Genomic DNA, 22,828 nt, shown 5'->3' on the forward strand with positions numbered 1-22,828 from the left:
AGGATGGTCCTGCGGGACGGTGCGGAGGTCAGGCGTCCAGGACGTGCCGTCGCCAGAGGTCGGCGAGCGCACGGTGCCCGGCCGCGGTGGGATGAACCCCGTCGTCGGCGAGAGTCGCCGGACCGGCTGTGGTCGCCTGGCGGTTCAGTTCGACGTCGGTCGGGACCAGGATCGCGCCGTACTCGACGGCGAGTTTCCGGACCACCTCGAGCTTCGGGTCGAGGTCCTCGCGCCAGTCCTGCTGCCCGTCCTTCACCGGCAGCAGGAACGGCTCCATCAGCACGACGGGGCAGTTCAGCGGATCGAGCAGCGCGCGGTACGACGTCTCGAAGTCGGCGGCCGACGTCGGGTCGTTCTCGTCGTACCGCCGCCAGGTGTCGTTGATCCCGATCAGGATCGAGACCAGCGCCGGCTCGTGGGACAGGACGTCCGCGGACCACCGGGCGGCCAGGTCGGCCGCCCGGTTGCCGCTGATGCCCGCGTTGACGATCCGCGGCCGGCGGTCGCCGAGGTCGTCGGAGATCATCCGGACGTAGCCGTCGCCGAGCCCCGCGGGGTCGTCGCGGCGTCCGCAGTCGGTGACCGAGTCCCCGGCGAACACGACGGTCCGCCGGGGATCCAGAACGATCGTCACAGGGTGGCCGCCGTGACGTCCCAGTCGTCCGGCAGGATCGGCGCGACCTCGACCGTGCTGGTCACGTCGACGAACGCGCCGGTGTCGATCGAGTCGGTGATCGAGGCCATCACGTCGACGATGTGGAACGCCAGCGCGCCGGTGGCCCGGTGCGGCCGGTCGGCCCGGATGGCCCGCGCCATTTCGAGGACACCGGTGCCGCGCTGGGCGACCGCCTTGGTCTCGGCGATCGTCTCCCAATCCTCCGCGCCGCGACGGCGGATCTTGATCGCCCCGTCGAACCCGTTCGGGTCCGGGACGGCCAGCGTCGCGTCGGTGCCGGTGATCTCGACGAACCCGGCCCGGCCGAGCGGCGAGTCGAAGCTGAAGATGCTCTGCGACGACTGCCCCGACTCGAACTTCGCGAGCGCGCTGACATGTGTCGGCACGGTCACGTCGAATTCGGTGCCCGCCAGCGGACCGGATCCGATCGTGCGCTTCTCCCGCGACTTCGAGCCGATGCCCGCGACCGCGGCGACCGGACCGAACAGCTGCACCAGCGTGGTCAGGTAGTACGGGCCGATGTCCCACAGCGGGCCGGCGCCCTCCTGGAAGAGGAACGCCGGGTTCGGGTGCCAGGACTCCGGACCGGGGGACTGCATCAGGGTGAGCGCGGTCAGCGGCGTACCGATGTCACCGCGCTCGATGATCCGCCGCGACTCCTGCAGCCCCGGACCGAGGATCGTGTCCGGTGCGCAACCGAGCCGGACGCCCGCGTCCTGCGCGGTCGCCAGCAGCTTCAGACCGCTGTCCTGGTCGAGCGAGAACGGCTTCTCGCTCCACACGTGCTTGCCGGCGGCAACGGCTGCCAGCGCGACCTCGACGTGTGCGACCGGGATGGTCAGGTTGACCACGATCTCCACGTCGTCGTTGTTCAGCACGACTTCGGGGCCCCCGTGGGTCTCGATGCCGTACTCCTTGGCCTTCGCCTCCGCGGCCTCCGGCCGCAGGTCGCCGATCGCGACGACCTTGAGGTCCGGGAAGCTCTGCATGCTCTTGATGTAGGCGTCGGAGATCACTCCGGCGCCGATCACACCTACGCCGACCGCGGTCATTCGGGAGCACCCTCCCCAGTGAGGAAGGCGTGCGAGCCCTCGACCGCATCGAAGATCTCGCCGGTGAAGTCGTCCAGCTCGACCACGCGCAGCGCCTGCGGGGCCGCCGCGAGGATCTCCGCGACCGCGATGGTGCCGTCGCCGACCGCGACCTGGGCCTTGTTGTTCAGCGTGCCGTCGCCGTCCTTGACGTGGATCGCCGTGACCCGCTCGCCGAACTTCTTCAGTAGCGCCGGCACGTCGGCACCGCCGACCGCGGCCCAGTAGGTGTCAACCTCGACTATGACGTCGTCGGACAGGTTGTCGACCAGGATCTCCAGGCCGTGCGCGCCGCCGATCTTCGACTCGAGCTCGAACTGGTGGTTGTGGTACCCGACCGTGATGCCGTGGTCGGCGGCCTCGATCGCGGCCTTGTTCAGGCCGTCGGCGATGACCTTGATCTCGTCGGCCGACTGCCAGCGCGCCGGGTCGGTGTGCGGGTCGATCACCGTGGTGATGCCGAGCCGCTTCGCCGCGGCGTAGATCGGGGCGCTGTCCTCGCGGAGCAGGCCCGCGTGGGTGGTCGGAGCCGAGAGTCCGTGCTTGGGCAGCGCCTCGGCCAGGCGGTCCGCGAATGCCGTCACACCGAAGGGTTCGACCTTGGTGTAGCCGATCTCCGCGATGCGGGCCAGGGTGCCGTCGAAGTCTTCCTCGAGCTTGCCCCGGACCGTGTACAACTGGAGGGACAGGTGGTCCTTTGCGACCATGGTTTCTCCTTGTCGGCGGCGCCGTACCCGCTGCCCTGGGATTGGCGCCGACTGATAAGCCGAACCGGTTAAGTTACGACGGAAACCGTATCCCATCCGGCCCCGGCGGCACCACCCTCCGCCCAACGACTGGGCGGTCATTTCCGCGGCCCACCGGGTGTACTGCGCGTCCCCAACACCCGTTGGTTGCCTGCGTGCGGCGGCCGATCTCAATCAAACGATCACGTTATGTGCGCGCATGCTGACACAGGGTTGAAACGGCAGGACACTGGATGTGCGGCCCCCGTCCGTCGACGTTCCGGCCGCCCGTGAGGGGGTGTCGTCGTGTCCCGAGTCACCATCAAGGAGATCGCCCGGCGTTGCGGGGTCTCGCCGGGCGCGGTGTCGTACGCGCTGAACAACCGGCCGGGGGTGTCGGAGGCGACCCGGGCGCGGGTCCTGCGGGTCGCCGCGGAAATGGAATGGGTTCCGAACCGCGCCGCCCGGCAGTTGTCGGCCGCGCGCAGCGAGACGTTCGGGCTGATCCTCGCCAGGTCCGCCCAGACACTCGTCGAGGAGCCGTACTTCATGGGGTTCGTCGGCGGCGTCGAGTCGGTGCTCGCGCAGCAGTCGTACGCGCTGGCCTTGCAGGTCGTGGCGAACCTCGGCGAGGAGATCGCGACGTACCGCAAGTGGGTCGCGGAGGGCCGCGTGGACGGCGTCATCGTGGTCGATCCGCGCGTCTCCGACCCGCGCATCCCGGTACTGCGCAAACTCGGCCTGCCGGCAGTGCTGGTCGGCGATCCCGCGCTCGCCGACCGGATGCCGTGCGTCTGGATCGACAGCACGGCGGCGATGGACGCGGCCCTCGACCATGTCGCGTCCCTCGGGCATCGCGTGATCGCGCGGGTCGCCGGTCCGCCCGAGTTCGGCGACGTGTGGATCCGCGATCAGGCGTACGACGCGGCGGCCCAGTGCCTCGGGTTGACGGCGTGGACGCAGCACACCGACTACTCGGCAGTGCACGGTGCCGACGCAACCCGGGAGGTCCTGGAGGTCGTCCCGCGCCCGACTGCGATCCTCTACGACAACGACCTGATGGCGGTCGCCGGACTGGCCGTCGTACAGGCGCTGGACCTCCACGTTCCCGACGACGTCACGCTGGTCGCCTGGGACGACTCGCCGCTGTGCCGAATCACGCACCCGCGGCTGACCGCACTGAGCAACAACGTGGTCGGCTACGGCGCCGAGGTCACCCGCCGACTGCTGGATGTCTTGGCCGGCGCCACACCGCAGGCCCACCTGTACGCGACCCCCACCCTCCGCATCCGCGGCAGTTCCGGCCCACCCCCTCGCGGATAACCCCGCGCGTCAGCCCACCCCCCTCGCAGAAGCGGATAACCGGCTCTCGTGACTGATGTGTGGGTAGGCAGGTGTCGTGCGGCTTCGCCCGCCGTCACTGGTGTTTCGGGTCGGTCGGGTGACTCCCACGCGGGGGATATCCGCGCGCGTTGGGTTGTCTGTTCGTAGATCAGCAGAGAACCCCAACACGAGGGGTTGACCCACCGTGTTAGCCCGCGCAAGCGCCCACGACGGCCGCGCTCACCCAGGAGACGCCGGGCAGCATGTGGTCTCCCTTGCCCCGCGCCGAGCTACCACGCCGCTCAACCCGGCCCACCCGGCCCGCCCGGCCCGCCCGGCCCGCCCGGCCCGCCCGGCCCACCCGGTCCACCCGGTCCACCCGGTCCACCCGGTCCACCCGGTCCACCCGGTCCACCCGGTCCACCCGGTTGACCCGGCCCGCCCGGCCGCCGCAGTTCGCCGGGTTCGTACCAACCACTGCACCGCCGGCAACTGCTGACCCGCGAAAAGTCTCCTAGGAGAGTTTTCCGCACGACACTGGAGGCGTTTGACCGCCATACGGGGGAAAACCCTCCATCGATGCGGCTCCAACAACCCCACACCCCGATCACCTGCGCGCCCACATCGCCCCACGCCGCCATCACCCCACGCCGCCATCGCCCCAGCCATCCCTCACCCGTTGGCCCGCGACCATCTCCCCTCGGGCAGAAGCCAACCCACACATCAGTCAGCGGACTCGGTTATCCACTCGTACGCCGTGCCGCGGTCGAGGGTGTTTTGGGTCACCGCCGCGCGGTGGGTTCACCCACGGTGTTGTGGGTTCCGCACCCTTCACACGGGTCAGGAACCCACAACACCGTGGGTGAACCCACCGTGCGGGAACGCCCGCGACGTCCAGCGCGGGCGCCGACTTCGTCACCCAGGCCCACCCACGGATTGGTCACAAGAGCCGGAGATCCCGTCGCGTCTATCCCGTCGCGTCTATCCCGTCGCGTCGGGGGCATGCGGCCGGACGCCTGACCGGTGCGGGCATCGACGATCATGCGGCACCCCTCCCACACCGGCGGGCGCCGCCCGCCCGCGCTCGGCGGCGGCCGGTGTGCGTTGGCGCTCATCGAGTGCTCATTCGGGTCCGCGACGCTGTTGGGCATGAAGATCGAAGGATTCGAATACCACCGCGTGCGCGCTGCGGACGGCGTCGAGCTCAATCTTGCCGTCGGCGGTTCCGGTACGCCGGTGGTGCTGTTGCACGGGTTCCCTCAGACCCATCTGATGTGGCGTGACGTCGCGCGCGAGCTGGCCACGGAGCACACCGTGATCTGCCCGGATCTGCGCGGCTACGGCGACAGCGACAAACCCGAGGACGGGTACGCGAAACGGACCATGGCCGCCGATGTCGTCGCCGTGGCGGCTGCCCTGGGCTACGACCGGTTCGCGTTGGTCGGGCACGACCGGGGTGCGCTGGTCGCGTTCCGCGCCGGTCTCGACCATCCGGACGTGATCACGCACCTGATGTGTCTGGACGTGTTGCCGACGCTGGACATGTGGGACGTGATGCACGGCGCGAGCGCCGCCGTCGGGTTCCACCTCTTCCTGATGGCGCAGCCGGCCGGACTGCCCGAGCGGATGATCGCGGCGAGTTCGGACGAGTTCTTCTCGTACTTCCTCGACCTGTGGGCCAAGGATCCGCGGGCGATTCCGGCCGACGTTCGTACGGCGTACCTGACGGCCTGCCGGGACGCGATCCCGTCGATCGTCGCGGACTACCGCGCGTCGGCGACCGTCGACGTCGCGGACGACGAGCAAGATCTTGCCCAGGGCAACAAGTTGCGGATGCCGGTGACGGTGATCCAGCAGGACTGGGGCGCCCAGCTCGGATTCGACGCCACGGCCCGCTGGAAGAACTGGGCGACCGACCTGGAGCACCGGACCACCACCGCCGGCCACTTCATGGCCGAGCAGGCGCCCGCAGAGATCGTCGCCGCGATCCGCGAACTCGTCACCCGCTGATCCACCCGCCGACAACCCGCTGACCCGGTGAACGACCCGGCGAACGACGCAGCGGCCCGGTCCCCACCCGAGGACCGAGCCGCTGCGTACTGCGTTTATCCGGCCTGGAAGAAGGCGCCCTTGAGGTAGTCGTGCACGGCATCCTCCGACACCCGGAACGACCGACCCACCCGCACCGCGGGCAGCTCACCGGAGTGCACCAACCGGTACACCGTCATTTTGGACACGCGCATGGCCGTGGCGACTTCCGCCACGGTCAGGAACTTCACCTCGGCGAGCGGCTGCTCACCACCGGACTTCTTTGATGCCATTGCGCACCGCACTTCCAGCACGGATCGTGCGCCGGCTTCCCCTCCGGCACCTCCGTCCGTGCATGTCACGAGCGTAGTGGCTGTTGGTACGAATGGGAAAGAGGGGGACTCGTGTGACTAGTAGCTGGGGTCGAGGCCGAGCAGCGGGAAGCTCGCGTCCCGGGTGGCCTTGATGGCGCGATCGAGCCAGGTGTCCGGGTTGTACCCGCTGGCCCAGTCGACGTACGACGCGTCCCGGCCGTCGGTCATCCGCAGCGGGGCGACCCGGCCGAAGCGCAGCCGGATCTCCTCGCGCCAGGTCTCGGGCACGGCGGTCAGCGGGTCGATCGGATGCCCGGCGACGATCGCCAGCAGATGGGTCCAGGCCCGCGGGACGACGTCGATGATCGCGTAGCCGCCACCGCCGGTGGCGACCCACTTGCCGGCCGCGACCTCGTGGGCGAGGTCATGCAGCGCCAGGTACGCCGCGCGCTGCCCGTCGATGGTCTTCGTCAGGTGCGCCAGCGGGTCCTCCACGTGCGAGTCGCAGCCGTGCTGCGTGACCAGCACGCTCGGGCGGAACGCCTTCACCACGTCCGGTACGACGGCGTGGAACGCGCGCAGCCATCCTGCGTCTCCGGTGCCGGGCGGCAGCGCGATGTTGACCGCCGTACCCTCGGCCGCCGGTCCGCCCGTCTCGCCGGCGCTCCCTGTCCCCGGGAACAGCGTGGTCGGCGACTCGTGCAGGCTGACGGTGAGAACGCGCGGATCGTCGTAGAAGATCGTCTGTACGCCGTCGCCGTGGTGGACGTCCACGTCGACGTACGCGACCCGCTCGGCTCCGTGGTCGAGCAGCCACCGGATCGCGATCGCGGGGTCGTTGTAGACGCAGAACCCGCTGGCCTGGTCGGGCATCGCGTGGTGCAGGCCGCCGGCGATGTTGGCGGCGTGCAGCACGTCGCCCTCCCAGACCGCCCGGGCGGCCTCGACGGAGGCGCCGGCGATCCGCGAACTGACCTCGTGCATCCCGGGGAAGCAGTACGTGTCGGTGGTCCCCAGCCCGTGCACCGGATCGGCCTCGTCGGGGTGTTCACCCGCCCGTTTCACGGCGGCGACGTACTCCGGGGTGTGCACGGTCTCGAGCAACGCGTCGTCGGCGACCGGCGCCGGGACGACCTTGAGCTGGTCGAGGACGCCGAGCTCCCGGGCGAGTTTGATCGTCAGCTCCACCCGGATCGGACTCATCGGGTGCCCGCGCCCGAAGTCGTACGCCGTCAGCCCGTCGTCGAACACCAGCAAGGCCTCACCGCTCATCCCCCGACCTTAGCGGCCGGCCCAACGGGCGTGCTTCCTCCGCGGTGTACGACGAAGTACGACGGGGGTACGACGCTCAGCGCGAGGGTGAGCGGGGTCCGGGCTCAGCCACGGACGGCGCGACACCCCTCCCTGGTCGCGCCGGTCCGTCAGCGGTCCAACAGCCGTTTCATCGCTGGCGGACTGCAAAGCGTTACAGAATTCTCACCAAGAGGCTGTTCAGCCGGAGATTTTGGTGGTTCTGCGCCGCGATCCGACTGCGGACAGTGAGATCAGACTTGCGGGTGGCCCGGGTCGCCAGTCACAGTTCTCCGGTGAGGCAAATGAAACCCAATCGGCGGCAGATCGTGAAGGTCGGCGCCGCAGCGGCAGCTGCCACTGTGGCCACCACCGCAGCGACCGCAGCGAGCACCGCCGAGACCGCGGACGCGAGCACAGCGGCGACCACCGGACCGTACGGCTCCGGCGTGCTCGGCTCCTGGGCGGGCGCGACCCGGGCGATCTCCACCCCGGCGCAGATCCAGCTCACCCGGCAGGCCAACGGCGTGTTCATGTTCGGCGACAGCATCTCGGTCCAGGACGGCAAGTCGCTGGCGATCCGGTTGCGGGACCGCGACGGCAGCCCGATGGCGGTGCACAACTGGTCCAGCCGGCCGACGTCGGGCGCCGTGGACGCGCTCCAGCAGTGGGCGTCGACGTACGGGCTGCCGAAGCGGATCCTGATGGCGAGCGGCTCGAACGACATCTTCGACCCGCCGAAGTTCGCCGCCCAGATCGCCCGCGCGGTGAGCATCGTCGGCTCGAACCGGACGCTGTACTGGGTGAACATCCAGGTCGTCCGCAAAAGCGTGACCGCGCCCGTGCAGCTCGCCGACCAGCGCAACTCGTCCTGGCTGAACATGCAGCTGTACGACGCGCAGGAGAAGTACCCGAACCTGCGAATCATCCGCTGGGCCGAATGGCTGTGGGTCAAGCCGTACCGGCTGCTGAACTACCTGCGCGACGGCGTGCACCCGACGGTGCCACTCGGGCAGAACGCCCGCAACGAGCTGATCGTGCAGTCGCTCGTCCAGCGATGAGCTAATCTGGTGCCATGAACACGACTTTGCAGCTGTGGTGGGCCGCCTAGGGCGGTCCATCCCCGCGTGTTCACACGCATCCACGAGGCCGCCTCGCCGAGGCGGCCTCTTTGTTTGCCCTCGGTGGGGCCTCCGCACACCGAAAGGGCACGATCATGACCTCGCTTTCCGGCATCACCCCGTCCGGCCGGCTGACGCTCGGCAATCACCTCGGCGCGCTGCGCCGGTTCACCGACCCCGACGGGTTCTACTTCGTCGCGAACCTGCACGCGATGACGACCAAACACGACCCGCGAAGACTCGCCGCGCTGACCCGTGAGTTCGCCACGCTGATGCTCGCGGCCGCCGTCCCCGAGGGGACGGTCTTCGTCCAGTCCGACGTCCCCACGCACGCCCAGCTCGCGTACCTGCTGGAGTGCACGTCGTACGTCGGCGAGCTGTCCCGGATGATCCAGTACAAGGAGAAGGGTCGGGGCCGCCCGATGACGCGGGCCTCGCTGTTCACCTACCCGTGCCTGATGGCCGCCGACATCCTGCTGTACGGCGCGGAGCGGGTCCCGGTCGGCGGTGACCAGGATCAGCACGTCGAACTCGCTCGCGACATCGCGATCCGGTTCAACCGCGAGTACGGCGAGACGTTCGTCGTACCGCACCTGAACAAGGCGGCGCTGGCGACGCGGGTGAAGGACCTGGCCAACCCGACCGCGAAGATGAGCAAGTCCGCGCCCGACGACGCAATCGGGACGATCCGGCTGCTCGACCCGCCGGACGTGATCCGCCGGCAGATCATGCGCGCGGTCACCGACTCCGAGAACGAGGTCCGCCACGACGAACGGACCAAGCCGGGCGTCACGAACCTGCTCGACATCCTGGCCGCCTGCACCGACGGCGACCCGGTCGAGCTGGCCAAGTCCTATTCGTCGTACGGCGCGCTCAAGCAGGACGTCGCGGACGCCGTGCTGGCGGTCATCGAGCCGCTGCAGAAGGAGTACGCGCGGCTGACCACCGACCCGGGCGCGGTCGACCACCTGCTCGCCCAGGGCCGCGACCGGGCCCTCGAGGCGTCCACTCCGCGGCTCCGGGCTGCGAGCCGGGCGATGGGTTTGGCAGGATCTACTCCATGACCACCCGCCCGGGAATCCGCATTGCCTCGTTCAACATCCGAAACTCGTCGGCACCCGACGGCGACAACGCCTGGCCGGTTCGGCGGAAGGCGACGGTGGCGGCGATCGAGCACCTGGACGCGGACGTGGTCGGGCTGCAGGAGGTGCTGCCCGACCAGCTCGAGTACCTGCGCTGGCGGTTCCCGAAGTACGAGATCGTCGGCGCCGGCCGGGACGACGGGATGAGCGCCGGCGAGCACTCGCCGCTGCTGGTCCGGCCCGGCGACTGGCGGATCGAGCGGCACGAGACCCGCTGGCTGTCCGACGACCCGAACACGCCGGGTTCGATCGGCTGGGACGCGCACCTGACCCGGATCGCGACGCTGGTCTGGCTGCGGCACCGCAACGGTACGACGATCGGTGTCGTCAACACGCACTACGACCACGCGGGCGAGGTCGCGCAGTTGCAGTCGTCGCGGCTGATCACCCGCTGGATCGCCGGCTCGGTGCCGTGGATCGTGATGGGCGACCTGAACGCGACCCCCGACTCCCCGCCGGTGAAGACACTGGTGGAAGCCGGTCTGCAGCAGGCGGTTCCGGCGTCTGCGGGCGGCAGTTGGCACGACTTCACCGGCGCGATCGACGACGACCGCATCGACCACATCCTCATCACCCAGGAGTGGACCGTGACCGATGCGGCCGTCTCGCACTTCCGCCCGGACGGTCGCGTACCCAGCGACCACTGGCCGGTCGTCGCGTCCCTAGAGCTTCGCTAGCACCTCTTCGCGCAGTCGTTCGAGCGCGTCGAAGCGCTGGTTTCCCTCGCCGAGGAAGGCGTCCGGGACGAGCAGTTCGTCGATGCCCGCGGCCGGGTACCGCGCGACGACGTCGAGCACCTCCGGCGCCGAGCCCATGACCACGTGTGCGCCGCGGCCTTCCAGCTGCTCCTTGCGGGCCAGCGCCTCGCTGTCACCGGGCTCGACGATCTGCAGGAACGTCTGCGCGGACCGCCGGACCGACTTCGGGTCCCGGCCGATCTTCGCGCAGTGGTCGGCGAACACCGCGCCCTTCTGCGCGGCCAGGTCCGGGCGGCCCCAGTGGTTCCACTCGTCGGCGTACCTCGCAACGATGCCGAGGGCAACCTTCTCGCCGGCGGCGCCGATCAGGATCGGCAGGTTGGCCGGCTTCGGCTCGGACGGCGCGCCGCTGAGCTGGTAGTAGGTGCCGTCGAAGGTGGTCCGCTCCTGGGTGAGCAGGCCCTTGATCACCTGGCAGGCCTCCTCGAACCGCTTCAGGCGCGGGCCGATCGGCGGCAGCTCGATGCCGTACGCCTCGTGCTCGTTGACCTGCCAGCCGGCCCCGATCCCAAGCACGAACCGGCCGCCGGACATCTGATCGATCGTCGCGGCCGCGTTGGCGACCACGGCCGGGTGCCGGTAGGTGTTCCCGAGCACCATGGTGCCGACCCGCACCCGCTCGGTCCGCGCGACGATGCCGGCGACGAGCGCGAGTGCCTCGTTCACCGGGACCGTCAGGTCGTCCCCGTTCTGCATGAAGTGATCGGCGATCCAGACACCGTGCCACCCGGTCCGCTCCGCATATTCGGCCCCGTCGAGCACCGATTGCCAGGTCCGGGAGGCCGCGGGCCACAAAGAAAAGTCCATGCGGTCATCCTGCCTCCTGCGCGGCCAGGACGGCCTCGCCGTGCTCTTCTGCCCACTCTGTGAGCAACCGGATCGGCCCATCCGAGGCGGTACTGACGAACGCGACCGTCGACCGCGTCACCGGCGAGGGCCCGTGGGCGGTCAGATGATGTGCCAGCGGAGGAGGAAGGCGCCGAAGGACAGGGTGAGGTAGAGGAGGACGAGCAGGGTGCCGATGCCGGGGCGGGGGCGGTGCCGGCGGACTCCGGTGGTGAGCGAGCGTTCGCGCAGGGCCTCCATGACCGCGGCGACCTCGGCGGTGCGGTCGGCGGGAATACCGTTGATCTCGTGCTCGTCGGGGCCGCGGGTGAGCACGACGTTGTCGTCGCCGACCTCGATCTTGCCGACGTCCTGCCAGGCCAGGCTGCGGATCAGCATGCTGGTGCGCGCCTTCAGACCGCTTGGGTACAGCACGACGCGGTACAGGACGACGCCGCCCGCGACCCGGACCACCGACGCGCCGATGATCGTCAGCAGCGCGACCGCGAGCATGTCGCGGGCGCCCATCCACAACCAGGAGTTCAGCGCCGGGACGAGGACGAACGGCAGTACGAACAGCGCCCAGGCCCACCAGGGCGCCGGGTCCAGCGGCACCCGCCACGGCAGCGGCGGAACGCTCTCGTCCCGGGCCGCTGACACCGCATCAGGTGCGGCAGGTGCAGCAGGCGCGGACGGTGCGGCGGACGTGGTTGCCGGCTCGACCGAACCATTACCCATGGGCGGACTCAATCCCTCGAACATGGCAGGAAACCTCGGCGCCCAACCATAACGCCACCCGGGCGACAGGTGTTACTCGGCGGCCAGTGCGCGCGAACGGTTCCGGGCGGCCTCAATCGCGGACAGGAACGCGGCCCGCACCTTATGGTCCTCCAGCTCGCGGACCGCGGCGGCCGTCGTCCCGCCCGGGGACGTGACGCGCTCTCGCAGCACCGTCGGGTGCTCACCGGTCTCGCGCAGCAGCTTCGCCGATCCGACCACGGTCTGGACCACAAGGTCGGTCGCCGTACCGCGCGGCAGGCCCATGTGGACGCCGGCCTCGATCATCGCCTCGACGACGAAGAACAGGTACGCCGGACCGGAACCCGAGATCGCGGTGACCGCGTCCTGCTGCTTCTCCGGTACCCGGACCACGCGGCCGGTCGCGGCGAGCAGGCTCTCGGCCAGCTCGAGGTGGCGCTCGTCGCAGTGCGCACCGCGGGAGATCGCGGCCATGCCCTCGTCGACCAGCGCCGGCGTGTTCGGCATGACGCGAACGACCGCGACGCCTTCAGGCAGCCGCGACTCGACGAAGGTGGTGGTGATCCCCGCCGCGAGCGAGATCACGGTCTGGCTCGGCTGCACCGCCGGGGCGATCTCGCCGAGCAGGTCGGACATGTCCTGCGGCTTCACCACGAGGACCAGCGTCTCGGCCCGCTTCGCGGCCTCCACATTGGTCACCACGTCGACGCCGTACCGCTCGCGCAGTTCGGCGGCGCGCTCCTCGCGGCGCTCGGTGATCAGGAGATCCTCCGGTCGCCGGCCGGCCCGAATCAGCCCGGACAGCAACGTCTCCCCCATCACTCCGGCCCCCAGAACGGCCACCTTCGCAGTCATGAGTTCAGGTTAGCGGCCCGGGCGGCGGCTACTTCTTGCTGATCAAGGAGCGGGCGAAGAACTGCAGGTTCGCGGGGCGCTCGGCCAGCCGCCGGACCAGGTAGCCGTACCAGTCCGCGCCGTACGGGATGTACACGCGGACCGTGTGCCCGAGGCCGGCCAGCCGGAGCTGCTCCTCGGGGCGAATGCCGTACAGCATCTGGTACTCGTAGCTGCCCGGCTTACGCTGCGCACGGTCGGCCAGCGCGCCGGCGATCGCGATCAGCCGCGGGTCGTGCGAAGCGATCATCGGGTAGCCGTCGCCGTTCATCAGGATCTTCATCGCGCGCACGTACGCCTTGTCGACCTGGCGCTTGTCCTGGTACGCGACCGACTCGGGCTCCTTGTACGCGCCCTTGCAGAGCCGGACGCGGGATCCGGAGTACGCGAGGTCGCGGCAGTCGGCCTCGGTACGGCGCAGGTACGCCTGCAGGACCGCGCCCGTCTCCGGGAAGTCCTGGCGCAGCTCGCGGAGGATCCCCAGCGTGGAGTCGGTGGTGGTGTGGTCCTCCATGTCCAGCGTCACCGTCGTCCCGGCGTTGCGGGCGGCCAGGCAGATGGTCCGGGCGTTCTCCAGGGCGATCTTCTCGCCGTCGCCCGGCAGCGCCTGGCCGACCGCGGACAGCTTCACCGACACCTCGGCGTGCGTGGTCAGCCCGGCGGCGGACAGCCGCTTGAGCAGGTCCAGGTACGCGTCCGCGGTCGCCTGCGCGGCGGCCCGGTCGGTGACGTCCTCGCCGAGATGGTCGAGCGTGACGTGCAGCCCGTTGCTGACCAGCTTCTCGGTGGCCAGCACGGCCTCCGGAGCGGTCTCACCGGCGACGAACCGGGCGACGATGCCGCTCGACACCGGCAGCGACGACACGGCCTTCTTGATCTGGGGGCTGCGGGACATGCCCAGCAGGACTCGCCGAAGCACTACGTGTTCCTCCTCATCAACCCACCCATGTGCCAGTGGTGAATGCAGGCTACGCGCCTGAACCTGGCGCTCCCTAATCGTGTGGCCGGGACCACACCAGCACGACCGGGCACGCCGAACAGGACGAGGTCGCAGCGCGTGGACTTCTACACCTGCAGGAACCTCAGCGGTGCGAAGTGCGGAACACTGATGTGCTGGGAGCTCCGCGCCTGGGGACGCGTCGCGAGTACGGCGACCCGCGTGCACCTGCAGATGGGATCGGTGGGCACCGACGTCCCGGTCACCGACGGCTGGTTCGCCTACCAATGGCTGACATCACCGACCACCGCCAGGGCGAAAGACCTGCAGGTCGTGGCCTACGACAAGGACAACAAGGTCGTCCGAGTGCTCGAGTAGGCGCCAGCGGTCAGGCAGTACGGCGTTTGAGGGTGGCGGCGCCCAGGGCGAGTGCGGCGAGGATGAAAGCCAACACAACCAGGGCGTCGGCACCCACACCCGACATGAAACCGTCGCCTTGCGCAACACCGATGACCGCGTCCACGGCGTACGACAGCGGCAGCACGTCGCTGATCGCGTGCAGCACCGTCGGCAGCTGCGCACGCGGAACGAGCAGACCGCAGAGCAGGAGCTGCGGAATCATCACGGCCGGCATCATCTGCACCGCCTGGAACTCGGTGCCGGCGAAAGCGCTCGCGAACAGGCCCAGCGCCGTACCGAGCACACCGTCGAGCACCGCGACGACACCGAGCTGCCAGGCGGCACCCTGGACGTCGAGATCCAGCAAATACAGGGCGATCGAGACCACCACCACCGCTTGGACGACCGCGATCAGCGCGAAGGCGAGCGCATACCCGAGCAGGAAGTCAAGCTTGCCCATCGGCATCGTGAACAGCCGGGACAACGTGCCGCTCGAGCGCTCGCGCAGCGTCGCGACCGACGTCACCACGAACATGATGATCGACGGGAACACCGCGAGCAGCGGACCGCCGATCCGGTCGAAGACCATCGGCGAATCGTGGAACATCCACCACATCAGGCTGACCAGCGCGGCCGGCAGCACGATCAGCATCGCGACCGTCCGGTGGTCCCGGCGCAACTGCGCCAGCACCCGGGCAGCAACGGCGAAGGTCACGCGGGGAGTCATCGGGCACCGGCCTTCCGCTCGATCAAGGTAAGGAACGCCTGCTCGATGTCACTCGTGCCGGCCGACGCGAGCAGGTCTCCCGGGGTGTCGTCGGCGAGCAGTTCGCCGTCGCGCATCAGCAGCAGCCGGTCGCACCGCGACGCCTCGTCCATGACGTGACTCGAGACCAGCAATGTCGCGCCGGCGTCGGCGAGCTCGTGGAAGAGCTTCCACAGGTCGCGGCGCAGCACCGGATCCAGACCGACCGTTGGCTCGTCCAACACCAACAGGTCGGGACCGCCCAGCAGCGCAGCCGCCAGCGAGGCCCGGGACCGCTGCCCGCCGGACAGCTGGTCGACCCGGGCGTCCGCGTGCGAGCCGAGATCGACCGCTGCCACGACCCGGTCGACGTCCGACAACGGCACTCCGAGCACGCCCGCGAAGAAGCGCAGGTTCTCGGCGACGGTCAGGTCGCCGTACACACTCGGCTCCTGCGTCACGTAGCCGATCCGCCCGCGCAGCTTCGGCGCACCGGCCGGCAGCCCGAGCACCGAGATCTCGCCGGTGACCCGCGCCTGCAGGCCGACGATCGCGCGGATCAGCGTCGTCTTGCCGCAGCCGGACGGCCCGAGCAGCCCGGTCACGGTCCCGGCGCGCAGGTCGAACCCGACGCCGTGCAGCACCTCCCGGTCGCCGCGCACCACGACGACGTCCCGGCAGCTCACCGCGTTTTTCACCATGTGGTGAATTTAGCGCAGACCGCAGCGCCCGGCAACAGGGCGTGTCAGGTCGACAGGAGGTGTCGTCGACCGGGTAGGGCACCTGAGCGTGATCGGGCTCGTGCGGACGGCGTCGCCCCGCGCACTACCTGTCGACCTGACACACAACTCAGACGACGGCACTCCATCAACCGGTCAGATGCTGCTGGAGAACCGGGGCGAGCCGGTCGATCAGGGTCTCGACGTCGGCGGAGGCGACCGGCTCGAGACCGACCAGGTACCGCACGACGGCGGCACCGACGAGCTGGGTGGCGACCAGTCCGACCCGGAGCTCTGCGTCCGGGACGTCGAGCACCTGCGAGACCGGCTGAATGATCATCTGGGTGATGCCCTCGCGCATCATCCGGGCCACCTCGTCGCTGCTCATCATGCTGCGGAACAGCGCCTTCATCCGCTGCTGCCCGTCCGGCGACTCCCAGACGCCGAGGAAGACCGTGGCGATCCGGCGCCCGATCTCGTCGGCCGGCCCGGCGACGATCTGCGCGGCGATCCGGCGCGGGTCGACCGGGATCGCCATCGCCTCGATGAACAGCTCGTCCTTGCCGTCGAAGTAGTGGTGCACCAGGGCCGCGTCGACACCGGCCCGGCGTGCGACGGCTCGCAGCGAGGTGGCCGCGAATCCCTTTTCCGCAAAGGATTCCCGGGCCGCGCGAAGGATCTCGCCCCGGGTGTCCGGTCCCCCTGGGCGGCGTCCCGGCGTACGGCGGTCCACCGTCACGGAGTCAGCTCCGAGATCTCGCCTTCGGGCGTTACCGCGAACGAGGTCCGGCGGGAACCGGTCTTCACGAAGTGCTTGCGGGTGAACTCGAGCGATTCGACCAGGTCGACCTCGCGCTCGGAGCGGCTGGTCGCGCGGCGGGTGTTGATCTCGATCACGATGTGCCCGCGGAAGTCCTGTTTCGCCAGGCCGGTCAGCAGATCGGCGGCGCGCTGCGTGCCGCGGCCCGGTACCAGATGCTCGTCCTTGGCGGACCCGGTGCCGTCGGTCAGGTGGACGTGCGTGAGGCTGCTGCCCATCGTTGCGGCCAGCTCGACGCAGTCCTGCTCGGCGGTGGACGCGTGCGACAGGTCGAGCGTGGTGTGCGCATAGGTCTGCTCGGTCGGGTCCCAGCTCGGCGCGTACGCCTGCAGTCCCTTGCCCGGGGCGCGCCACGGGTACATGTTCTCGACGGCGAAGATCACGCCGGTCTCGGCCTCCAGGCGGGCGATGCCTTCGACGAACCCGCGCGCGTACTCGCGCTGCCAGCGGAACGGCGGATGCACCACGACCACGTCCGCGCCGAGGTCCTTGGCCGCCTCGGCGCTGCGCTCGAGCTTGCCCCACGGGTCGGTTCCCCAGACGCGCTGCGTGATCAGCAGGCACGGTGCGTGGATCGCAAGCACCGGCAGCTGGTGATAGTCGACCAGCCGCTGGACCGCGTCGATCTGGGTGCTCAACGGGTCGATCCCGACCATCACCTCGACCCCGTCGTACCCGAGCCGGGCGGCCAGCTCGAAGCCGCTGGCGGTGGACTCGGGGTAGACGGAGGCGGTGGACAGGCCGATCTTCGCGGTCGTACGGGGGTTCATTCGCTCACCGGGGTTGCAGCTGGTCGAGCCGGGACAGGATGACGCCTTCACGGAGCGCCCACGGGCAGATCTCGAGTGCGGGCAGGTCGAAGAGGTCCATCACCGCGTCGGCGACCAACGCGCCCGCGGTCAGCTGCGCTGCGCGCCCCGGCGAGACCCCGGGCAGCTCGGCGCGTTCGGCGGCCGCCATCGTGGTCAGCTTCGGGATCCAGGCGCTCAGGTCGTCACGCTCGAGTGTCCGCGGTACGTACGGCCCCTCGGCGGACGGCGCGGCACCGGCGATCCGGGCCAGCGAGCGGAACGTCTTGCTGGTCGCGACCGCCCGCTGCGGCCGCCCGGCGCGCAGTATCGGGCCGGCCACCGCGGCCAGCTCCAGCCGGATCCGGCGGCGCAACGCCCGGACCTCGTCCTTGTCCGGCGGGTCTGTGGTCAGCCCCTCGCGGGTCAGTCGCCCCGCACCCAGCTGCACGGACTCCGCCACCGTCGGCAGCTCGTCGGACCCAGCCGCGATCTCCAGCGAGCCGCCGCCGATGTCGAACACCGCCAGCCGCCCGGACGACCAGCCGAACCACCGGCGGACGGCGAGGAACGTCAGTCGCGCCTCGTCCACGCCGGTCAGCACCTCGAGGTCGACCCCGGTCTCGTCGCGGACCTTGCCCAGCACCTTCTCGCCGTTCGGCGCCTCGCGCAGTGCGGAGGTGGCGAACGCGAGCAGTGACTCGCAGCCCTTGTCCTCGGCCAGCTCGGTCGCTTCCTTGGTGAACGCGATCAGCCCCTCGACACCGGACGGCGCGATCTTGCCGTCCTTGTCCAGGTGCTCGGCTAGCCGCAGCTCGGTCTTGTGCGAGTACGCCGGCAGTGGCGCGGCACCGCGGTGCGCGTCCACCACGAGCAGGTGAACGGTGTTGGATCCCACGTCGAGTACGCCGAGCCGCATACCCTCACGCTACTGGACAACGGCAGCAGGAGCGCCGCTGCTCCCCCGCGCATTCACGGATGCGGGGATCCGGCGCGTACGCTTTCAGGGTGCCTGAGGTTTCTCTCGACTTCCCCCGTGCCTGGGTCGAATTCACCGACCCCGACGACCCCGACCAGGTCTTCCGCTGCGACGTGACCTGGCTGACCTCCAACTGGAGCTGCATCTTCGGCGGTGGGTGCCAGGGGATCTACAAGGGCCGTCCGAACGACGGCTGCTGCACCCTCGGGGCGCATTTCTCCGACGCCGACGACGAGAAGCGGGTGAAGAAGTACGTCAAGGAGCTCGGCAAGGAGGACTGGCAGTTCCGCAAGGAGGGCCGGACCAACGGCTGGGTGGAGACCGACGAGGACGGGGAGCGCAAGACCCGGGTCTTCGACGGCGCCTGCATCTTCCTGAACCGCCCCGGCTTCGCCGGCGGCGCCGGCTGCGCGCTGCACGGGCTGGCGCTCAAGCGCGGCATCCACTTCGTCGAGACCAAGCCGGACGTGTGCTGGCAGCTGCCGATCCGGCGGACCTTCCGCGAGGTCGAGCGGCCGGACGGGACGACGTACACCGAGGTCGGCATCGGTGAGTACGACCGGCGTGGCTGGGGACCGGGCGGCCACGACCTCGACTGGTACTGCACCGGCAACACCGAGGCACACATCGGCGTCGAGCCGGTGTTCGAGTCCAGCAAGGTCGAACTGCAGACGCTGATGGGCGTCAAGGCGTACGACGTGCTCGCCGACCTGTGCCGTCAGCACCTCGAGGCCGCGCGCCCGATCCTCCCGCATCCCGCTTCCAAGTAGGCCTGGGACCGTTCCGACACACCGGGGGTGTGTCGGCTGTCGGTTCGAGGGGCAACAATGACTGGCATGCGTCTGGATCATTTGTCGTATGCGTGCGGGCCCGACGGCTGCGCGGCCACGCTCGAGCGGCTGTCGACGCTGCTCGGGGCCGAGTTCGTGGACGGCGGCGTGCATCCACGGTTCGGCACCGTGAACCACATCCTCCCGCTGGAGAACGATCGGTACATCGAGGTCGTCGACGTCCTCGACCACCCCGCGTCGGACAAGGCGCCGTTCGGGCAGGCGGTCCGCGCCCGCAAGGAGCTCGGCGGCGGCTGGCTCGGCTGGGTGGTCGCGGTCCGTGACATGGCGGCGATGGAGCAGCGCCTCGGGCGGCAGGCGGTGCCCGGCAACCGGCACCGGCCGGACGGGGTGAACCTGACCTGGCGGCAGATCGGTGTGAAGGGCCTGATGGCCGACCCGCAACTGCCGTTCTTCGTGCACTGGGACGACCTGTCCGAGCACCCATCGATCGGCGGCAAGGACATCCAGCTCACCGGCCTGGAGATCGCCGGCGACCCGCGCCGGGTCACCGACTGGATCGGGCACCCGGCCGACCATCTCCTCGACGACCTCGACGTCACCTGGGCCGGGCCGAACGGTCAGCCCGGGCTGGTCGCGGCCACGTTCGGCACGCCGAACGGCCCCGTGCGGATCTGACCCTCACTGCAGCTTTTCGAGGTCCACCAGCGCCGTTTCCAGGTGGCCGAGCAGCCGTTGCAGATGCGGGACGGTACGGCGGCAGCCGACCAGGCCGAAATGCAGTTCGCCGGCGTAGCTGGTGACGCTGATGTTCAGCGCCTGCCCGTTCAGCACGATGCTGGCCGGGTACATCCCGAGCAGCCGCGACCGGTTCCAGTACAGCGGGCTCTCGGTCGGCCCGGGAACGTTCGAGATGACCAGGTTGTACGGCGGGTTCGTCCGGCCGGCCACTCCGGGCAGGATCGCGGCCGGGCCGGCGACGCCGAAGCCGAGTGTGCCGACGATCAGGTTCTGCAGCGGGCTGAGCCCGGACAGCACCTGCTTGCCGTGCGCCGTCGAGGCCATGATCCGGCGGATCCGGCGTTCGGGGTCGGCCTCGTCGGTGGCCAGGTCGGCGATCAGCGTGGACAGCGCGTTGCCGCCGCCCGGTGCGTCCGGCGTGGTCCGCAGCGAGACCGGAACCATCGCGGTCAGCGCCTTGCCCGGCAGCGCGTCGAGCTCCAGCAGATAGTTGCGCAGGGCCCCTGAACACATCCCGAGCAGGACGTCGTTGAGCGTCCCGCCGGTCGCCACCCGGACGTTCTCCAGCCGTTCGATCGGCCACGACTGGGCCGCGAACCGTCGCGCACCGGACACCGGCTGGTTGAAGATCGTCCGCGGCGCCTGGAACGGCAGCGTCGCCTGCACCGCGTCCTTCACCCCGCCCGGCGTGAACATCGCCAGCTCGGCCAGCATCCGCCGGGCGCCGCCGATCGTCTGCGTCGCGCGCCCGGGCAGCCGGCCGGCCGACGCGAGCAGCTCCACCACGGTCGGCACCCCGCCGGGTCCGCGCGGCGACTTGTCCTCCTCGGTCCCCAGTGCGAACGGCGCCGGCATGTCCGTGCGGTCCGGGTCGGTGGTCAGCATGTCCTGCATCCAGCGCAACGCGGTGACACCGTCGATCAACGCGTGATGGATCTTGCTGTAGACCGCGAACCGGCGGCCCTCGACGCCGTCGATGAGATACAGCTCCCACAGCGGGCGATGCCGGTCCAGCAGTGTTCCGTGCAGCAGGCTGGTCAGCTCGAACAGTTCGCGGTACCGCCCCGGGCGCGGCAGCGCGGACAGCCGGACGTGGTACTCCAGGTCGACGTCGTCGTCCGGCTCCCACGACCAGTAGCCGAAGTCCGCGAGCCGGTTCCGCACCCGCCGCGTGAACAACGGGTGCACCTGCTTCGCGGCCACGATCTCGTCGTACAACCCGGCCACGAAGTCGCGCGACGTCTCCGGGAACACGTGCTCCAGTCCGGCGCCCTCCGGCAGCTCGAACAACATCAACCCGCCGACGTGCATCGGCTGCTCGCGGGTCTCCCCCGCGAGGAACATCGCATCCAACGGCCCTACCGCAGTCACGCCCCCATCCTCGGCACACCGCGGCCGCCGCGTCCACATCCGCTCCGGATGAGTGGCGACGCGACAGGCGGGTGCGATTCAGTCGAGCGGGCGGTAGTTGACGCCCAGGCGCTCGATCCGGGCCAGGTGCGGGCGGAGGCGGCCGAGGAATTCGTCGTACGAGACCTTCGGGGACCCCCAGGCGCGTTCGGCGAAGGCGGACAGGCGTGGCAGCAGCATGTAGCCGACCTGCTCCGGGCCCTCCATGTACTCGGTCCAGATCTGGCACTGGGTGCCGATGATCAGCTCCTGCTCGGCCGCGGACAGCGCCGGCGGGATCACCTCGAAGTCGTAGACCTTCTCCAGCGGGATGTGGCCGCCGATCGCCAGTGGTTCGGTCGCCGGATCGCCCTGGTAGTAGTCGAAGTAGACCGACTCGCACGGCGCCATCACGACCTGGTGCCCCGCCTTCGCCGCGACCTCGCCGCGCTGGGCGCTCCGCCACGCCATGATGACCGCGTCCTTCGGGCAGTCGGTCTCGACCATCTCGTCCCAGCCGACCAGTCGGCGGCCCTGCTCGGCTAGCACCTCCGCGACCTGCGCGGTGAACCAGCCCTGCAGCTGCCCGGGCTCGTCCAGCCCGAGCTCGGCCTGCCGCTTCTGCGCTGCCTCGGACTCGGCCCATTGCACCGACGGGCATTCGTCGCCACCGAGGTGGACGTACTGCGAGGGGAAGATCTCCAGCACCTCGCGCAGCACGGTCTTCACGAACTCGACGGTCGCGTCGCTGACGTTCAGCACGTCCTCGCTGATGCCCCAGTACTGCCGGACGGTGAGCTGCCGGTCCGGGTGGTTGCCCAGCTCCGGGTACGCCGCGATCGCGGCCTGCATGTGCCCGGGCAGATCGATCTCGGGGACGACCGTGATGCCTCGCTCGGCGGCGTAGGCGACGATCTCGCGCAGCTCGTCCTTGGTGTAGAACCCGCCGTGCCGCGTGCCGTCGTACTCGAAGTCCGTCTGACCGTGCGACATCCGGCCGACCATGGTTTCGGCCCGCCACGCGCCGACCTCGGTGAGTCGCGGGTACGCCTCGATCTCGACCCGCCAGCCCTGGTCGTCGGTGAGGTGGAAGTGCAGCACGTTCAGCCGGTGCAGGGCGAGCACGTCGATGATCCGCAGCACGAAGTCCTTCGGCATGAAGTGCCGTGCGACGTCGAGCATCATGCCGCGCCAGGCGAACCGCGGTGCGTCCGCGATCCGCGCCAGCGGTACGGCGACCGCACCGTCGGAGCCGGTGGGTTCCGCGGCCTCGACGAGCTGGGCGTACGTCGTCTCCGCGTGCCGCAGCGCGTCCTCGGAGCCGGCCGTCAGCCGGGCGCCGTCGGTGCTGATCTCGATCCGGTACTCGGCCGGGTCGAGGTTCTCGACCACGTCCCGGACGGCTTCGCCGAGCGGGTCGGCGGTGAGCCACCCGCCGTCGGCGACGGTGAGTTCTCGCGGGGCAGGGACGATCGCGATGTCGGGCATCCGGACTCCAGACCTGATGGCACAACCTACGGGTTGATGGCCGATCCTATCGGCGTCCGGAACTGCGCAGAACCGAAAAGAGCCGA

At 69.9% G+C, this 22,828-nt stretch carries 24 protein-coding genes; 8 read left to right on the forward strand and 16 right to left on the reverse strand.

Annotated elements, in window-relative coordinates:
* Window positions 1-28: 28 nt before the first annotated feature.
* The 3 genes from AB0B82_RS02705 to AB0B82_RS02715 are packed head-to-tail and all read right to left on the reverse strand — an operon-like array spanning window position 29 to window position 2,474.
* Window positions 29-634, reverse strand: coding sequence for an SGNH/GDSL hydrolase family protein (locus AB0B82_RS02705; RefSeq protein WP_360161722.1), 606 nt, complete (start codon window positions 632-634; stop codon window positions 29-31).
* Window positions 631-1,728 carry a Gfo/Idh/MocA family oxidoreductase gene (locus AB0B82_RS02710; protein ID WP_360161724.1) on the reverse strand — a complete coding sequence of 366 codons (1,098 nt, stop codon included), beginning with the start codon at window positions 1,726-1,728 and terminating at the stop codon, window positions 631-633. The genes AB0B82_RS02705 and AB0B82_RS02710 overlap by 4 nt, the downstream gene beginning before the upstream one ends.
* Complete coding sequence (locus AB0B82_RS02715; protein ID WP_360161726.1) at window positions 1,725-2,474, reverse strand: sugar phosphate isomerase/epimerase; 750 nt, start codon at window positions 2,472-2,474, stop codon at window positions 1,725-1,727. The genes AB0B82_RS02710 and AB0B82_RS02715 overlap by 4 nt, the downstream gene beginning before the upstream one ends.
* Window positions 2,475-2,798: 324 nt before the next feature.
* On the opposite strand from AB0B82_RS02715, the gene AB0B82_RS02720 reads away from it, so the two are divergent.
* Both AB0B82_RS02720 and AB0B82_RS02725 read left to right on the forward strand, forming a co-directional pair.
* Window positions 2,799-3,815, forward strand: a complete 1,017-nt coding sequence (locus AB0B82_RS02720) for a LacI family DNA-binding transcriptional regulator (RefSeq protein WP_360161728.1) — start codon at window positions 2,799-2,801, stop codon at window positions 3,813-3,815.
* Window positions 3,816-4,964: 1,149 nt separating this feature from the next.
* On the forward strand, window positions 4,965-5,825 hold the full coding sequence (locus tag AB0B82_RS02725) for an alpha/beta hydrolase (protein ID WP_360161730.1): 861 nt from the start codon (window positions 4,965-4,967) through the stop codon (window positions 5,823-5,825).
* A gap of 95 nt (window positions 5,826-5,920) precedes the next feature.
* Here the strand turns inward: AB0B82_RS02725 and AB0B82_RS02730 are convergent, their stop codons facing one another.
* Together AB0B82_RS02730 and AB0B82_RS02735 are read right to left on the reverse strand one after the other, a co-directional pair.
* Window positions 5,921-6,136 carry a helix-turn-helix domain-containing protein gene (locus AB0B82_RS02730; protein WP_012923942.1) on the reverse strand — a complete coding sequence of 72 codons (216 nt, stop codon included), beginning with the start codon at window positions 6,134-6,136 and terminating at the stop codon, window positions 5,921-5,923.
* 117 nt (window positions 6,137-6,253) lie between these two features.
* Window positions 6,254-7,429: an acetoin utilization protein AcuC gene (locus AB0B82_RS02735; RefSeq protein ID WP_360161732.1), complete on the reverse strand. Its 1,176-nt coding sequence runs from the start codon at window positions 7,427-7,429 to the stop codon at window positions 6,254-6,256.
* 323 nt (window positions 7,430-7,752) lie between these two features.
* Here AB0B82_RS02735 and AB0B82_RS02740 point away from each other — a divergent pair, with 323 nt between their 5' ends.
* From AB0B82_RS02740 to AB0B82_RS02750, 3 genes are all read left to right on the forward strand, one after another.
* A complete protein-coding gene (locus AB0B82_RS02740; protein ID WP_360161734.1) occupies window positions 7,753-8,508 on the forward strand; it encodes a hypothetical protein in 756 nt (251 codons plus the stop codon).
* A gap of 155 nt (window positions 8,509-8,663) precedes the next feature.
* Window positions 8,664-9,632: a tryptophan--tRNA ligase gene (gene trpS, locus AB0B82_RS02745; protein WP_360161736.1), complete on the forward strand. Its 969-nt coding sequence runs from the start codon at window positions 8,664-8,666 to the stop codon at window positions 9,630-9,632.
* Window positions 9,629-10,387, forward strand: a complete 759-nt coding sequence (locus tag AB0B82_RS02750) for an endonuclease/exonuclease/phosphatase family protein (RefSeq protein WP_360161738.1) — start codon at window positions 9,629-9,631, stop codon at window positions 10,385-10,387. The genes trpS and AB0B82_RS02750 overlap by 4 nt, the downstream gene beginning before the upstream one ends.
* Here the strand turns inward: AB0B82_RS02750 and AB0B82_RS02755 are convergent.
* The 4 genes from AB0B82_RS02755 to AB0B82_RS02770 all read right to left on the reverse strand — a co-directional run bounded on the left by AB0B82_RS02755 (window position 10,373) and on the right by AB0B82_RS02770 (window position 13,865).
* On the reverse strand, window positions 10,373-11,275 hold the full coding sequence (locus AB0B82_RS02755) for a TIGR03560 family F420-dependent LLM class oxidoreductase (protein ID WP_360161740.1): 903 nt from the start codon (window positions 11,273-11,275) through the stop codon (window positions 10,373-10,375). The genes AB0B82_RS02750 and AB0B82_RS02755 overlap by 15 nt on opposite strands.
* Before the next feature lie 141 nt (window positions 11,276-11,416).
* On the reverse strand, window positions 11,417-12,031 hold the full coding sequence (locus tag AB0B82_RS02760; protein WP_360161742.1) for a hypothetical protein: 615 nt from the start codon (window positions 12,029-12,031) through the stop codon (window positions 11,417-11,419).
* Window positions 12,032-12,103: 72 nt separating this feature from the next.
* Window positions 12,104-12,907: a pyrroline-5-carboxylate reductase gene (proC, locus tag AB0B82_RS02765; RefSeq protein WP_360161744.1), complete on the reverse strand. Its 804-nt coding sequence runs from the start codon at window positions 12,905-12,907 to the stop codon at window positions 12,104-12,106.
* A gap of 28 nt (window positions 12,908-12,935) precedes the next feature.
* Window positions 12,936-13,865: a proline dehydrogenase family protein gene (locus tag AB0B82_RS02770; RefSeq protein WP_360161746.1), complete on the reverse strand. Its 930-nt coding sequence runs from the start codon at window positions 13,863-13,865 to the stop codon at window positions 12,936-12,938.
* Between the two features lie 138 nt (window positions 13,866-14,003).
* Here AB0B82_RS02770 and AB0B82_RS02775 point away from each other — a divergent pair, with 138 nt between their 5' ends.
* On the forward strand, window positions 14,004-14,261 hold the full coding sequence (locus tag AB0B82_RS02775) for a hypothetical protein (RefSeq protein ID WP_360161748.1): 258 nt from the start codon (window positions 14,004-14,006) through the stop codon (window positions 14,259-14,261).
* Between the two features lie 10 nt (window positions 14,262-14,271).
* On the opposite strand, the gene AB0B82_RS02780 is transcribed toward AB0B82_RS02775, so the two are convergent.
* From AB0B82_RS02780 to AB0B82_RS02800, 5 genes are all read right to left on the reverse strand, one after another.
* Window positions 14,272-15,009, reverse strand: a complete 738-nt coding sequence (locus tag AB0B82_RS02780; protein WP_360161750.1) for an ABC transporter permease — start codon at window positions 15,007-15,009, stop codon at window positions 14,272-14,274.
* Window positions 15,006-15,728, reverse strand: coding sequence for an ABC transporter ATP-binding protein (locus AB0B82_RS02785; protein WP_360161752.1), 723 nt, complete (start codon window positions 15,726-15,728; stop codon window positions 15,006-15,008). Before AB0B82_RS02785 ends, AB0B82_RS02780 begins: the two co-directional genes overlap by 4 nt.
* A gap of 166 nt (window positions 15,729-15,894) precedes the next feature.
* Window positions 15,895-16,485 carry a TetR family transcriptional regulator gene (locus AB0B82_RS02790; RefSeq protein WP_360161754.1) on the reverse strand — a complete coding sequence of 197 codons (591 nt, stop codon included), beginning with the start codon at window positions 16,483-16,485 and terminating at the stop codon, window positions 15,895-15,897.
* Window positions 16,482-17,336, reverse strand: coding sequence for a sugar phosphate isomerase/epimerase family protein (locus AB0B82_RS02795; RefSeq protein ID WP_360161756.1), 855 nt, complete (start codon window positions 17,334-17,336; stop codon window positions 16,482-16,484). The genes AB0B82_RS02790 and AB0B82_RS02795 overlap by 4 nt, the downstream gene beginning before the upstream one ends.
* Before the next feature lie 4 nt (window positions 17,337-17,340).
* Window positions 17,341-18,273, reverse strand: coding sequence for a Ppx/GppA phosphatase family protein (locus AB0B82_RS02800; protein WP_360161758.1), 933 nt, complete (start codon window positions 18,271-18,273; stop codon window positions 17,341-17,343).
* A gap of 89 nt (window positions 18,274-18,362) precedes the next feature.
* Between AB0B82_RS02800 and AB0B82_RS02805 the strand changes: the two genes are divergently transcribed.
* Together AB0B82_RS02805 and AB0B82_RS02810 are read left to right on the forward strand one after the other, a co-directional pair.
* Entirely contained in the window at window positions 18,363-19,103 is a 741-nt protein-coding gene (locus AB0B82_RS02805) for a hypothetical protein (protein ID WP_360161760.1), read from the forward strand.
* A gap of 66 nt (window positions 19,104-19,169) precedes the next feature.
* A complete protein-coding gene (locus AB0B82_RS02810) occupies window positions 19,170-19,802 on the forward strand; it encodes a VOC family protein (protein WP_360161762.1) in 633 nt (210 codons plus the stop codon).
* 3 nt (window positions 19,803-19,805) lie between these two features.
* Here the strand turns inward: AB0B82_RS02810 and AB0B82_RS02815 are convergent, their stop codons facing one another.
* Both AB0B82_RS02815 and AB0B82_RS02820 read right to left on the reverse strand, forming a co-directional pair.
* Window positions 19,806-21,236, reverse strand: a complete 1,431-nt coding sequence (locus tag AB0B82_RS02815; RefSeq protein WP_360161764.1) for a wax ester/triacylglycerol synthase family O-acyltransferase — start codon at window positions 21,234-21,236, stop codon at window positions 19,806-19,808.
* 78 nt (window positions 21,237-21,314) lie between these two features.
* On the reverse strand, window positions 21,315-22,742 hold the full coding sequence (locus AB0B82_RS02820; protein WP_360161766.1) for a family 20 glycosylhydrolase: 1,428 nt from the start codon (window positions 22,740-22,742) through the stop codon (window positions 21,315-21,317).
* Between the last annotated feature and the right edge of the window lie 86 nt (window positions 22,743-22,828).

Source organism: Kribbella sp. NPDC048915, assembly GCF_040649595.1.
GTDB lineage: Bacteria > Actinomycetota > Actinomycetes > Propionibacteriales > Kribbellaceae > Kribbella.

Coding starts and splice junctions, on each gene's coding strand:
- AB0B82_RS02710 (WP_360161724.1), bottom strand. CDS start 1,728: ATGACCGCGGTCGGCGTAGGTGTGATCGGCGCCGGAGTGATCTCCGAC.
- AB0B82_RS02715 (WP_360161726.1), bottom strand. CDS start 2,474: ATGGTCGCAAAGGACCACCTGTCCCTCCAGTTGTACACGGTCCGGGGC.
- AB0B82_RS02725 (WP_360161730.1), top strand. CDS start 4,965: ATGAAGATCGAAGGATTCGAATACCACCGCGTGCGCGCTGCGGACGGC.
- AB0B82_RS02730 (WP_012923942.1), bottom strand. CDS start 6,136: ATGGCATCAAAGAAGTCCGGTGGTGAGCAGCCGCTCGCCGAGGTGAAG.
- AB0B82_RS02735 (WP_360161732.1), bottom strand. CDS start 7,429: ATGAGCGGTGAGGCCTTGCTGGTGTTCGACGACGGGCTGACGGCGTAC.
- AB0B82_RS02740 (WP_360161734.1), top strand. CDS start 7,753: ATGAAACCCAATCGGCGGCAGATCGTGAAGGTCGGCGCCGCAGCGGCA.
- trpS (WP_360161736.1), top strand. CDS start 8,664: ATGACCTCGCTTTCCGGCATCACCCCGTCCGGCCGGCTGACGCTCGGC.
- AB0B82_RS02750 (WP_360161738.1), top strand. CDS start 9,629: ATGACCACCCGCCCGGGAATCCGCATTGCCTCGTTCAACATCCGAAAC.
- AB0B82_RS02755 (WP_360161740.1), bottom strand. CDS start 11,275: ATGGACTTTTCTTTGTGGCCCGCGGCCTCCCGGACCTGGCAATCGGTG.
- AB0B82_RS02760 (WP_360161742.1), bottom strand. CDS start 12,031: ATGGGTAATGGTTCGGTCGAGCCGGCAACCACGTCCGCCGCACCGTCC.
- proC (WP_360161744.1), bottom strand. CDS start 12,907: ATGACTGCGAAGGTGGCCGTTCTGGGGGCCGGAGTGATGGGGGAGACG.
- AB0B82_RS02780 (WP_360161750.1), bottom strand. CDS start 15,009: ATGACTCCCCGCGTGACCTTCGCCGTTGCTGCCCGGGTGCTGGCGCAG.
- AB0B82_RS02785 (WP_360161752.1), bottom strand. CDS start 15,728: ATGGTGAAAAACGCGGTGAGCTGCCGGGACGTCGTCGTGGTGCGCGGC.
- AB0B82_RS02795 (WP_360161756.1), bottom strand. CDS start 17,336: ATGAACCCCCGTACGACCGCGAAGATCGGCCTGTCCACCGCCTCCGTC.
- AB0B82_RS02800 (WP_360161758.1), bottom strand. CDS start 18,273: ATGCGGCTCGGCGTACTCGACGTGGGATCCAACACCGTTCACCTGCTC.
- AB0B82_RS02810 (WP_360161762.1), top strand. CDS start 19,170: ATGCGTCTGGATCATTTGTCGTATGCGTGCGGGCCCGACGGCTGCGCG.
- AB0B82_RS02820 (WP_360161766.1), bottom strand. CDS start 22,742: ATGCCCGACATCGCGATCGTCCCTGCCCCGCGAGAACTCACCGTCGCC.